Annotated in this window: 9 protein-coding genes; 3 read left to right on the top strand and 6 right to left on the bottom strand. The window is 48.7% G+C overall.

All coding sequences use genetic code 11. The features are described from left to right. Position 1 precedes the first annotated feature (1 nt). Positions 2–880, top strand: coding sequence for a ribonuclease III (gene rnc / locus DWZ03_RS08825; RefSeq protein WP_172679983.1), 879 nt, complete (start codon positions 2–4; stop codon positions 878–880). Here rnc and DWZ03_RS08820 read toward each other — a convergent pair. Further along, on the bottom strand, positions 839–1,849 hold the full coding sequence (locus tag DWZ03_RS08820; RefSeq protein ID WP_005833813.1) for an ATP-dependent 6-phosphofructokinase: 1,011 nt from the start codon (positions 1,847–1,849) through the stop codon (positions 839–841). The genes rnc and DWZ03_RS08820 overlap by 42 nt on opposite strands. Before the next feature lie 122 nt (positions 1,850–1,971). Here DWZ03_RS08820 and DWZ03_RS08815 point away from each other — a divergent pair, with 122 nt between their 5' ends. Next, a complete protein-coding gene (locus tag DWZ03_RS08815; RefSeq protein WP_005833815.1) occupies positions 1,972–3,483 on the top strand; it encodes a GH3 auxin-responsive promoter family protein in 1,512 nt (503 codons plus the stop codon). A 145-nt stretch (positions 3,484–3,628) separates the two neighbouring features. Here the strand turns inward: DWZ03_RS08815 and DWZ03_RS08810 are convergent, their stop codons facing one another. Together DWZ03_RS08810 and mnmA are read right to left on the bottom strand one after the other, a co-directional pair. Next, entirely contained in the window at positions 3,629–4,510 is an 882-nt protein-coding gene (locus tag DWZ03_RS08810) for a DUF3078 domain-containing protein (RefSeq protein ID WP_005825995.1), read from the bottom strand. A 99-nt stretch (positions 4,511–4,609) separates the two neighbouring features. Then, the gene (gene mnmA / locus DWZ03_RS08805; RefSeq protein WP_034532616.1) at positions 4,610–5,662 is read right to left on the bottom strand and encodes a tRNA 2-thiouridine(34) synthase MnmA; all 1,053 of its coding nucleotides are present in this window, start codon (positions 5,660–5,662) and stop codon (positions 4,610–4,612) included. A gap of 125 nt (positions 5,663–5,787) precedes the next feature. Here mnmA and cysS point away from each other — a divergent pair, with 125 nt between their 5' ends. Next, complete coding sequence (gene cysS / locus DWZ03_RS08800; RefSeq protein WP_008662079.1) at positions 5,788–7,263, top strand: cysteine--tRNA ligase; 1,476 nt, start codon at positions 5,788–5,790, stop codon at positions 7,261–7,263. A gap of 156 nt (positions 7,264–7,419) precedes the next feature. Here the strand turns inward: cysS and DWZ03_RS08795 are convergent, their stop codons facing one another. From DWZ03_RS08795 to DWZ03_RS08785, 3 genes are all read right to left on the bottom strand, one after another. Next, a complete protein-coding gene (locus tag DWZ03_RS08795; protein ID WP_171028974.1) occupies positions 7,420–9,450 on the bottom strand; it encodes a patatin-like phospholipase family protein in 2,031 nt (676 codons plus the stop codon). Between the two features lie 145 nt (positions 9,451–9,595). Beyond that, the gene (locus tag DWZ03_RS08790; protein WP_016272089.1) at positions 9,596–11,140 is read right to left on the bottom strand and encodes a sulfatase; all 1,545 of its coding nucleotides are present in this window, start codon (positions 11,138–11,140) and stop codon (positions 9,596–9,598) included. Beyond that, positions 11,137–12,336 (bottom strand): glycoside hydrolase family 88 protein, encoded by a 1,200-nt coding sequence (locus DWZ03_RS08785; protein WP_005826007.1) that lies wholly within the window; start codon positions 12,334–12,336, stop codon positions 11,137–11,139. Before DWZ03_RS08785 ends, DWZ03_RS08790 begins: the two co-directional genes overlap by 4 nt. Between the last annotated feature and the right edge of the window lie 48 nt (positions 12,337–12,384).

Here is a 12,384-nt window from a genome sequence, read left to right as displayed (position 1 = left end):
CGTGTTACGTAACCAAATAGATAAAATAAGGCTCTTGTTCCGCAAGGATAGAGAGTCTTATTTTTGTTTTTACAGAATTCTCGGCTTCTTTCCACGTGACATCAAGGTCTATCAGCAGGCTTTGCTGCATAAATCCATCTCCATGCGCTCCGAAAAAGGACGTCCCATCAACAACGAACGGCTGGAATTCTTGGGCGATGCTATCCTCGACGCCATTGTAGGAGATATTGTCTACCGCCATTTCGAAGGACGCCGCGAAGGTTTCCTTACCAATACCCGTTCCAAAATTGTACAGCGGGAAACACTCAACAAACTGGCCGTGGAAATCGGACTGGACAAACTGGTGAAATACTCCACCCGCTCCTCATCCCACAACAGCTACATGTACGGCAATGCATTCGAAGCCTTCATCGGCGCCATTTATCTGGACCAGGGCTACGACCGCTGCAAGCAGTTCATGGAAGAGAAGATTTTCAAAAACTATATCGACCTCGACAAGATGTCTCGCAAAGAGGTCAACTTCAAGTCAAAACTCATCGAATGGAGCCAGAAGAACAAAATGGAGGTGTCATTCGAGCTTATCGAGCAGTTTCTCGACGAAGAATACAATCCGATGTTCCACACCGAAGTCCGCATCGAAGGGATATCGGCAGGTACCGGCACCGGTTATTCCAAGAAGGAGTCGCAACAAAATGCGGCACAGATGGCATTGAAAAAAATTAAGGATGCCGCTTTCAAGGAGGAAGTCCAGGCAGCCAAGGAGCGAAACCATGCAACAGAAACCTCCACAGAAGAAAATCCCATGGCAGAAGCTGTTGAAGAATCCCCACAAGAAAAATTAGCCGAAACAGATTCCCATCCGACGTCCCTGGACAACTAAGTCATTGTCTTCCGTCACCAGCTTCAACTTGCCCGCAATCTCCTCCAGCGGTGCAGAAGCTATTTCATTCCCCTTCAAGGTAATCATCCGCCCGAACTGCCCGTTGGCAATCAGTTCCGTGGCATGTCCGCCCATACGTGTGGAAAGGTTACGGTCAAAAGGTGTGGGTGAGCCGCCCCGCTGAATATAACCCAACACAGTCTCACGGGTCTCGATACCCGTCTCATACTCTATCTCCTGAGCGATATACTCGGCGGCACGCTTCCGCCCGTCCGTCTGTATACCTTCGGCTACCACCACGATGGAGTAAGGCTTTCCTTTCTTCAGCCGATTCAGAATCGTTTCTCCGATACGGTGGATATTATAGGGAATCTCCGGAATCAGAATCACGTCACCACCGCCTGCCATACCGGAGTATAAGGCTATCCAACCTGCCTTGTGCCCCATCACCTCAATCACCATCACCCGTTTGTGCGAGCTGGCCGTGCTGTGCAACCGGTCGATGGCATCCGTAGCAATGCTGACGGCAGAATCGAATCCGAAGGAGAAATCAGTTCCCCAAATATCGTTGTCTATGGTTTTAGGTACAGACACAATGTTCAGCCCCATAGCAGAGAGTTTGGCGGCTGTCTTCTGCGTACCGTTCCCGCCGATACAGACTACACAATCAAGCCCCATCTCTTCGATATTCCGCGCTATCAGTGCCGGTTTGTCCACGCCGGACATCACGCCGTTCTTCTTAAAGGGCTTCTCGCGCGAAGTACCGAGCATCGTACCTCCCAAGTTCAGCAAACCGGATAAGGATTTTTCGGTAAACGACTCCACATCCTTGGTCAGCAGCCCCTGAAAACCGCTGTGAATGCCAATTACTTCCATTCCATAATGGTTGATAGCTGTTTTACATACACCGCGAATGGTAGCGTTGATGCCGGGACAGTCGCCTCCTGAAGTCAAAATACCTATTCTCATGATATTTTTGTTTGAATTATTGTTCTATAGGTCCGTAAAGATAGAAAAAAAAGAGAAAAAAGATAGAGATGCCGATAAATAAGATTATTTTTGCGGTTTAAAATAAGATTTCACAAAGAACGATGAATATTACAAAGTTTCTGAATAAGGTATATTTTGCTCCCCGTCTGAAAGAAATCGAACAATACACCAGCCATGCCGGTGAATTGCAACAGCTTGTACTGCAGCGCCTCGTCCGGACAGCGGCAAACACGGAATGGGGAAAGAAGCATGACTATGCCTCTATCCGTACTTATGAAGATTTCAAGAAGCGCCTTCCCATACAAACTTACGAAGAAGTAAAACCTTATGTAACCCGCCTGCGTGCCGGTGAGCAAAATCTGCTTTGGCCTTCGGAAATACGTTGGTTTGCCAAATCATCGGGTACCACCAACGACAAGAGTAAGTTCCTGCCCGTCAGCCGGGAGTCCTTGCACGACACGCATTACAAGGGAGGCCGGGATGCCGTTGCCATCTATCTGGGACAGAATCCCGAAAGTCGTTTCTTTTCCGGTAAAGGGCTTATCCTTGGAGGCAGCCACGCTCCCAACCTGAACACCAACCACAGTCTTGTAGGCGATCTCTCCGCCATCCTCATAGAAAATATCAACCCACTGGTAAACTTTGTCCGCGTACCCAGCAAGCAGACGGCCCTGATGGAGCACTTCGAGCCCAAAATGGAGGCCATCGCCCGCGAAACCATCCATGCAAATGTCAGCAACCTTTCCGGCGTACCGTCCTGGATGCTTGTACTCATCAAACATATATTGGAAAAGACGGGAAAGCAGAGCCTTGAGGAGATATGGCCCAACCTGGAGGTGTTCTTCCACGGCGGCGTTGCCTTCACTCCCTACCGCGAGCAATACAAAGACGTGATCCGCAGCAGCAAGATGCATTATGTAGAGACTTATAACGCCTCCGAAGGCTACTTCGGCACGCAGAACGACCCTGCCGACCCTGCCATGTTGCTGATGATTGACTACGGTATCTTCTACGAGTTCATCCCGCTTGAAGATGTAGGCAAGGAGAATCCGCGTACCTTCTGCCTCGAGGAGGTGGAGCTGAACAAAAACTACGCCATGGTAATCTCCACTTCTGCCGGTTTGTGGCGATATATGATTGGAGATACGGTGAAGTTCACATCGAAGAACCCCTATAAGTTCGTCATCACCGGACGTACCAAGCACTTTATCAACGCGTTCGGCGAAGAACTGATTGTGGATAACGCGGAAAGAGGACTTGCCAGGGCATGTGCCGAGACCGGTGCACAAGTAGTAGATTACTCTGCTGCTCCCGTGTTTATGGACAAGCATGCCAAATGCCGCCACCAGTGGCTGATAGAGTTTGCACAAATGCCGGACAGCCTGGAGAAGTTCGCCAAAGTATTGGACGATACCCTGAAAGAGGTGAACTCCGACTACGAGGCTAAAAGGCAGAATAACCTGGCGCTGCAACCGCTGGAAATCATCGTCGCCCGTCCCAACCTCTTCCATGACTGGCTGGATAGCAAGGGGAAACTCGGCGGACAGCATAAGGTGCCCCGGCTCAGCAACACGAGGGAGTATATAGAGGAAATGCTGGAACTAAACCGGTAAATTACTATATCATAAAAATCAAGCGCGGATTACGCAAATTACGCGGATAAATTAATAAATCCATGTAATCTGCGTAATCCGCGTTTTACAAATCAGTCAGTACGTTTTGACTTTACTTTTTCATTTCAACAATCAGCCTCAAGGATTAGAAATTATATGCCAGCCCAATTCCCAGCACTTCCTTAAACTGCACCTTGGCGCCCTTCTTCACTCCATTGTCATCAAACGTTTTCACATCATTGTCATACTTCAGAGTTGTATTGATGGTAGCCGACAATACTTTATTGATTTTCATGCTGATAAGTACATCCCAATTCACATCTATGTTTCCAAAATCTTTGCTGTAAGGAGTAAAGAAATCAGCCGTAGTAATCAGATTCACATTCTCCATCACGGGCAATTCAGCACGGGCTTTCACAAAAGCGCCACCCTCTATCTTGAAGTGGTCACCCGGGTCTACACCAAAAGCACCCAAATCGGAAAGATAGTCATCAGTCACGAAAGTCATCTTGGTGGAAACGGGTGAAAGCAGTAGAGAATAGTTACTCTTAGGCCTCCATTCCATACCCAGGGCGATATTCGAATAGGCAGGAGCAAAGAAATTGGAAATCTGGTGCTCTTTGTCGGGATAGTCATATCCTTTGGCAAACTGGGTATTCAAATCACCCATCAGTGTATAGAACCAGACGTTGTCTGTAGAATATCCCAACTGAGTGGAAAGCCCTATTTTATCACTACTTTTCCTCATCCCCTGAGATTTGGTTTTCGACAAGCCATAGTCCAGCACCATGTTGGTGACCCAGAGCCAGTTTCCTTTCTTGTGTGTCAGTGATGCATTCAAGTAGGCATTTCCAGCAATGGAATTCTCACCTCCTGCCGACCAGTTGGCCATGGCAGTCTGTGACATATTAAGACCAGTCACTCCTTTCAATACCCAAGCTCCCTCCTGATAACCTTTATCATCCGTCTGAGCATAAGTTATGGTTGCTAAAGCAGCAAACAACATTACAATATATATCCTTTTCATATTACAGTTCGTTTTAAAAGTTTCTCATAAAAAGACGTCTCATAAAATTAACAACATTTACTATCTTTTGTTCGAGAAGCTATAAAACGAATGTAAGGTTCAGAGAATAATTCCACCGCCCAACAAGTATCCGTCCTTATCATAGAAAGCCGCTGCCTGCCCGGGTGCAATGGATTCCAGCGGCTCTATCAGACGGACACGTAACAGACCTTCCACCGTAAGAGTCACCCTGCACCGGTTTGCCTGCTTACGGTAGCGTATCTTCACAATAACCTCGTTTGCACCCAGCACACGACTATTCTCCACCAGGTTCCAGTCTCCCAGCCACATTTCCTGCCTGTAGAGGGAAGAGAGCGGAGCTAAAACGACTTCATTGCTTTCCACTCTTGTCTCTTTCACAAAAACAGCCTTGTTCAGATGGATACCCAAGCCCCTACGTTGCCCTACGGTATAAAACGGATAGCCCTCATGCCATCCCAAGAAATCCCCCTTTTCATCGACGAATCTACCTTTACCGGGTAATAGTGTTTCAGGAACCTCACGCTTTAAAAAGGAACGGTAATCCAAAGGGCAAAAGCACACACCTATACTGTCTTTCTTCGCAGCCACCTGCCCGAAACCACGCTCCGCCGCATACGAGCGCGCCTCATTTTTCGTAATATCTCCCATCGGAAGCAACATACGCTGCAGGATGTCCTGCTTCAATCCCCACAGAAAGAAAGTCTGGTCTTTGTCCTTATCTGCAGCAGGAGCTATATAATACTTTCCTCCGGACAAGACTTTACGCACATAATGTCCGGTAGAAATCCAATAAATCCCCTTTTCATCGGCTATTTTAGCCAACAGCGCCCACTTCAGCTCATTATTGCAGACCGTGCAAGGAACGGGAGTACGCCCCCTTAGATACTCTTCCACAAAATAGCGGATAATACGCGAACGGAAAAGCTCGCGTGCATCATAGGTAATGTGTTTCATCCCCAGCTTCAGGGCCAGAGCCCGTGCATCTTCCAAATACCCGGTCTCATCTCCTGCCTCATAGAAACGGAAAGTCACGCCAGTCACCTCATAACCGGCTTCCTGCAACCTCATGGCGGCCACGGAACTATCCGTGCCGCCACTCATGCCAAGCAATACACGTTTATCTGACTTCATGGATACAAAAGTAATAAACGAAGGTGAAATCCGTTGCATTTACTCTTATAAAACAGAATATCATTATAGATTTTCACAGATTTATTATACCTTTGTACTCCTAAAAGAACTAATAATCAACTGTTATGGAACATCAACTGACCATTTACAACACTTTAAATAGAAAAAAAGAGCTGTTCGTACCGCTGCATGCACCGCATGTAGGCATGTATGTCTGCGGACCGACCGTGTACGGTGACCCGCACTTGGGACATGCACGCCCTGCCATCACTTTCGACCTGCTGTTCCGCTACCTGACGCACATCGGCTACAAGGTGCGCTATGTCCGCAACATTACCGACGTGGGCCATCTGGAGCACGATGCCGACGAAGGTGAAGACAAGATTGCGAAAAAAGCCCGTCTGGAACAACTGGAACCAATGGAAGTGGCACAGTACTACATCAACCGCTATCATAAGGCGATGGATGCATTGAATGTGCTGTCTCCCAGTATCGAGCCACATGCCAGCGGCCACATCATCGAACAGATAGAACTTGTAAAGGAGATATTGAAGAACGGATATGCCTACGAAAGTGAAGGTTCCGTTTATTTCGATGTAGAAAAATACAATAAGGACCATCACTACGGCAAGCTCTCCGGACGCAACCTGGATGATGTTCTCAACACCACCCGCGAACTGGACGGACAGAGCGAGAAGCACAACCCCGCAGACTTTGCCCTCTGGAAATGTGCGCAACCGGAACACATCATGCGTTGGCCTTCCCCGTGGAGCGACGGCTTCCCCGGCTGGCACGCCGAATGTACAGCCATGGGAAAGAAATACTTGGGCGAGCACTTCGACATTCATGGTGGCGGCATGGACCTTATCTTCCCGCATCACGAATGCGAGATTGCACAATCCGTAGCTTCCCAAGGGGAAGATATGGTACATTATTGGATGCACAACAACATGCTGACCGTGAACGGACAGAAAATGGGTAAGTCTTACGGTAACTTCATCACATTGGAAGAGCTCTTCAAAGGCACACACCCCATGCTGGAGCAAGCCTACAGCCCAATGACCATCCGCTTCTTCACCCTGCAAGCCCACTACCGCAGTACGGTAGACTTCAGCAACGAAGCTCTGCAAGCCGCCGAAAAGGGATTGGCAAGACTGATGGATGCTGTACATGGACTGGACAAGATTACCCCTGCTGCAACCTCCACCATAGACGTGAAATCCCTGCGTGCCAAGTGTTACGAAGCCATGAATGATGACTTGAACTCACCGATTGTCATCGCCCACCTCTTCGACGGCGCCAAGATGGTAAACAATATCCTAGCTGGAAACGATTCCATCACAGCCGAAGACCTGAAAGAATTGAAGGAAACCTTCCACCTCTTCTGCTTCGACATCTTAGGATTACAAGAAGACAACGCCTCCAACGAAGAGCGTGAAGCTGCCTTCGGCAAGGTAGTGGACATGCTATTGGAAGAGCGTTCAAAGGCAAAAGCCAACAAAGATTGGGCTACATCCGACAAAATCCGCAATGAACTCACCGCGCTCGGTTTCGAGATTAAGGACGGTAAGGACGGAAGCGAATGGAAGCTGAATAAATAACGAAGGTATCATAACTCACCACAGAATCATACAGATTGGGGTAAGTTTTAGGCAGAAGAACAAAAGAACATATTTTTCTCTTGTTCTTCTGTTCTTTTAACTGAAAAATAAAATCTGTATAATCCTATGGTGATTGTGTATTTTGATACATCCCTGTTAGAATACGAATCCGAACCCGGCATACCACCCTACTTTCTTCGTCTGGTTGGACCAATTCAATTGTATCTCCACTGGTCCCAGAAAACTCTTGTACATATAGCCGATGCCTACCCCTGCCATATCAACCGATTCGGAAGAGTCAAGAATCTGATGAAACTTCCCGGAGTTTCGCCCATAACTGCCCATCACTGATATATACTGGTTTTTCAAGATACGCTGTCTGAGGTTCAGCCCTGCAACCAGCAATGCGGCTTGTGACAGTTCCGCACGGTTGATGCCCGTAAACGGTATCTGCTGTGGCATATAGCGCCCCGGTATGGTCCCCCCCACCATATTGATGATGGCAAAAGGATAATTATCGCTTCCGGACAATACGCGTCCATAAAACGAAGGAGTGACAGTGAGCTTACTCGACGGAGAGAAACATCCCTGCCAACGGGCATCGAAAACAGAAATAGGATTGTTGTCTTTATACTGGAAGAGGTTATCCGTATAGAGATGGTAGGATACCGCCCACGACATGCCTTTTGTAGGGGCGCTCCTCTCATTCAAGTTGTTGAACACAAGTCCGGCAAAGTAACTGAATAAGGACGAATTCTCAAACAGTGCCGAAGCCAACGGGTCGAGCGACAGCAAATCATGATAGTGGTAGTAATCAAAGTCAATGCCCAAACTGACCTGGATATTGTTCCAGTCCTTCGCCGCCCCCATACGGACCAGCTGATGTGTAAAAGTCAAATCCAGCGCCCGTTTGCCTTCATTATAAATATTCATATCTTTATAGTCGAACTGATAGGCAAGTCCTGCCTGCCATCCACCGTCCCACTGATAACTATATCCGAGTCGTGCCAGTGTACGCTTGCCCAGACGGGCGGTGAGGCTGGCCAGCGACTCCCGCTGCCGGCCGAAATAGAAGTCCGTATTTGCCTGCAACGCCGCCAGTTCTTCCGTATCAAAACGAAAACCGACATTCAGCTTGTTCTCCCGTACAGCAGGGGCGGCTATTTGGGAATCAACGGGAATCTCCCTATCAACAGCCGCGCCGGGCAAGCGGAAAGGTCCCGGGCGGCGAGGCTGATAATCTTCTGCAAGTCCCAGCTTCCGTTTCAGGGCAAGCAGTCCGTCCCAACTGTCCATGGCAGCACGCTCTCCCCGCACCATCAAAGTGTCGATGGCCTCTTTGGTGAAACTTGCAGCCGAATAGCCGGTGACATCCACCTTTATCAACACGTCGGTATTACGCAGATTCTCACGGTATTTCTTCTCTCCTTGCAGATTGATGATTTGCCCGAAGATGTCTTTCACCGATTTCAGCTCGGAAGCCTTAAGCAGCGGACTCTGCACATCCACCCCGATAATGTAGTCGGCCCCCATGGCAAGCGCCACATCTACCGGATAGTTATTCACCATTCCACCGTCCACCAACACCATTCCATCCAGGTCTACCGGAGCAAACACACCGGGAATGGACATGCTGGAACGCATGGCAGTGGCCAGTATTCCCTCATGGAACACTACTTCGCTGCCATTCACCAGATTTTCCGACACGCAGGCAAACGGAATAGGAAGACGGCTAAAATCCACAGAATCCTGGTAACCTTCTGTCAATGTGGAGAACAAACGTGCCAGATTCTTCCCTTTTATGATACCCGCATCCGAAACAGCGGCAGATTTCAAAGAAAACGGAATGGAGAGTACATAGCGCTCCGACTTCAACCGGTCATCCAGCAACACATCCTTAGGATTGGGGGCATCCGAGAGCAAGAATTTCCAGTTCTGGGCATTCACCATACTGTCCAATTGCTGTGGGGTATATCCGATAGAATACAAACCGCCCACAATGGCCCCCATACTAGTGCCCACCACATAATCTATAGGGATACCCGCTTCTTCAATTACTTTCAGAGCACCGATATGCGCCGTCCCTTTGGCGCCACCCCCACTGAGTACGACAGCCACTTTCGGACGCCCGGACGCCCAAAGGACCATCGGCAAAAACAACAAACAAGCCCATAGTCTATACTTCATCTCCATCATTTACTTAATACGTATTGGTAATTTATTCCATTCTGAATCAAACAACCCGCTCCGACAAATAGTTCACTATCAGTCGAAGCGGGTCGCAAAAAACGTTCAAGCAATTTATGGAGGATTATCTATAACCCATTTCCAATCAATAAGGTATCATATCCTTCAAGATACCTTCCTTATACCAAGGATCATCAATCTCTTTCAACACTTTGCCCATCTCTGCGCAAAGGTCTTTTACGACTTCTTGGTTTTCTTCCAAAGAAAGGTTATTCATCTGATACGGATCCTTTTCATCGTCAAACAACAAACTTTTGACCAGCTTATGGTTTTCGCGGTCAATGTAGAGCGCCAGCGTGTAGCGCGCCGATTTAAAGCCGCGCGACGAAGGGAAGTAGGAACGGACCATGCCTTCCGCATCCTTCTCACCGTCCAGGTTCTGGATGTAGAGAGCGCCGGTGGGACGTACAATATCCGCCTTTTCATCGAAGAAAAGCGGTGCATAGTTGCGCCCCTGCACCTCGGCCGGAATGGAGTCGGCAAGACCGGCAAGCCCCAACAAGGTAGGCATGATGTCCGGCGAGGAAAGCATCAAGTCGTCCACGCGAGGCTTAATCTTATCGGGAAAACGCACCAGGAAAGGAACGTTCATGGACTCGGAGTACGGGGAATTCTTCGGGTCTTCCGTATGCTGGCTACACATGGTCTCTCCATGGTCGGAGGCAAACACGACAATGGTATTCTTGTCCAGCCCGAGTTCCTTCAAGGCATCAAGTATCTGACCGAAAGCACGGTCGACACCCGTCACAGAAGCAAAGTAGTAGCGTGCACTCTCTGCCTTGAGCATCTTGGAGTCGGCATTCGGACGGACGAGCAAGCTGTCCAGAGGCTGGTTTTTATAGAGATTGAAATCTTCCTCCATACAGTCGTCCAAAGAACGGTACGGACTATGGGGAGGATTCATGCCTACCATAATGAAGAAAGGTTTCTTCGGGTCGCGTACATTCCCCTCGTTCTTCAGATAAGACACCACCTTGCCCGATTCGTGTAACGGTGACCACTCGCGCGGGTCGTGGCGACGGCCTTCCGTATCCCAGTAATGCGGATTCTTGTGTTCGTCAAAGGTACCGTAAGAATACCAGTAATTGAACCCATGACGACGTTCTTTCGGCGTATAGGCATCCCATGCAGGTACACGGTCTTCCACATACTGTCCGGGACGTTCGGGGTCGTTGGGGGTAGGAAAGTCGGCATGCAGTTTGCCAAAGTAGGCACAGTCATATCCGGCATTGCAGAAAACATCACTCACACACACAGCATCCTCACGCAGGGAGCTGATGGGACGGCTCGAATTGCAATTCAATGGAATACCACTCTTATTAGGATACATTCCCGTCAACAGAGAACCACGGTGGGGACTGCTCAACGGGCAGTTGCTCATGGCAGATGTCAATACCACCGACTCCCGGGCAAAATCATTCAAGCGTGGGGTATGCACCGGGTCATTCCGAAAGTTCACTTTCTCGCGAAAACCTTCCTGGCCCCAGAACTCCATCGCCTGGTTACGGTATTGGTCGGGAAAAACGTAAATGACATTCGGCTGGACGGATTGTTCCGCCTGCGGGGCTTTACAGCCCTGCAAGGCGAACAAACCTAAACCACCTAACAAAATATTTAATTGAGTTTTCATTTTTCCAAGTCTCTTTTACGCATCAATCCTTCCAGGAAGTAATAGTCGGCATAATTCAGCGGTACATCAATCTCCGCACCGTGAGGAATACTGCCCACAGAGTGCATCAGGATGAAGTTGCCGTTGGTACCCACCTTGGCACGGTAGGAAGGAGAAGCGAGGCTTTCCATAATCCGGTCGGCGGTTTCCTTGTATCCCTTATCCGGCAGATAAGTACTCAGCTCGTAAAGGGCGGACGCCGTGCAGGCAGCTGCCGAAGCATCGCGAGGTTCATTCGGGATATTGGGAGCATCGAAATCCCAGTAGGGAACCAAGTCTTCCGGAAGATTCTTGTTGTTGAAGATAAAGTTGTAGACCTTTTCAGCCTGCTCCAGGTATTTGGCATCGTGTGTATAGCGATAGCACATGGTATAGCCGTACAAGGCCCACGCTTGTCCACGTGCCCAAGCAGACTCGTCGGCATAGCCTTGTGCAGTCTGTCTCTTACGGACTTCACCGGTTTCGGGGTCATAATCCACCACATGATAGCAGCTGTTGTCCTCACGGAAATGGTTAGCCATAGTCGTATCGGCGTGCTTCCGGGCTATGTTGTAGAAAGTGGAGTCGCCGGACAGCTTGGAAGCTTCGAACAGCAGTTCGAGGTTCATCATATTATCAATGATAACGGGACATTTCCAGCCACGTTCAGCCTGCCACCCCTTGTCTGCATCCCATGACTGAAGTACGCCTGCTGCAGGGCGGAAACGGGTAGACAATGATTTGGCTGTCTGTATGATGACCGGCTTGTACTCCTCCTTACCCGCAAAACGGTATCCGTTCAAGTAGCTGCTGCCAATCATAAAGCCCACATCATGGTGCCAGGTAAGGTATTGTACCGAATCCAAATCCTCGGTATACTTCTCTGCCAGCGGCAGCCACTTCTGGTCACCGGTCAACTCGTACATATGCCAGATATTACCGGGGAAGAAGCCGGAACACCAATCGTCGATAGGTACATAGACAATGTTCCCATCCTTATCAATGGTACGGGGATTAAGGATTTTACCGGATTTTTCGATAATGTCTGTCTGAATTGTCTCCTGAGCCACAGCATTATCAATGTTTTCTTGGATAAAGTTGCTTTCAGCCTGCTTTTGCCCTGCGCAACCTGCCAATACAAGGAGGGAGATTCCCAATGTAGTGAGGACTGTTTTCATAATAAGGGATTTATTTATTAAGAGTTTATGATTTTTCATGCTGCAAAA

Origin of the sequence: Bacteroides sp. AF29-11 (assembly GCF_003602895.1) — a bacterium.
Taxonomy (GTDB): Bacteria; Bacteroidota; Bacteroidia; order Bacteroidales; family Bacteroidaceae; genus Bacteroides; species Bacteroides uniformis.
Note: the sequence above shows the minus strand (reverse complement) of the source record. Positions and strands in the feature narration are given on the sequence as shown.

What these genes read in the sequence shown, in the direction of transcription:
- DWZ03_RS08820 (WP_005833813.1), bottom strand. Translation starts at nt 1,849, where the DNA reads ATGAGAATAGGTATTTTGACTTCAGGAGGCGACTGTCCCGGCATCAAC.
- DWZ03_RS08815 (WP_005833815.1), top strand. Translation starts at nt 1,972, where the DNA reads ATGAATATTACAAAGTTTCTGAATAAGGTATATTTTGCTCCCCGTCTG.
- DWZ03_RS08810 (WP_005825995.1), bottom strand. Translation starts at nt 4,510, where the DNA reads ATGAAAAGGATATATATTGTAATGTTGTTTGCTGCTTTAGCAACCATA.
- mnmA (WP_034532616.1), bottom strand. Translation starts at nt 5,662, where the DNA reads ATGAAGTCAGATAAACGTGTATTGCTTGGCATGAGTGGCGGCACGGAT.
- cysS (WP_008662079.1), top strand. Translation starts at nt 5,788, where the DNA reads ATGGAACATCAACTGACCATTTACAACACTTTAAATAGAAAAAAAGAG.
- DWZ03_RS08795 (WP_171028974.1), bottom strand. Translation starts at nt 9,450, where the DNA reads ATGAAGTATAGACTATGGGCTTGTTTGTTGTTTTTGCCGATGGTCCTT.
- DWZ03_RS08790 (WP_016272089.1), bottom strand. Translation starts at nt 11,140, where the DNA reads ATGAAAACTCAATTAAATATTTTGTTAGGTGGTTTAGGTTTGTTCGCC.
- DWZ03_RS08785 (WP_005826007.1), bottom strand. Translation starts at nt 12,336, where the DNA reads ATGAAAACAGTCCTCACTACATTGGGAATCTCCCTCCTTGTATTGGCA.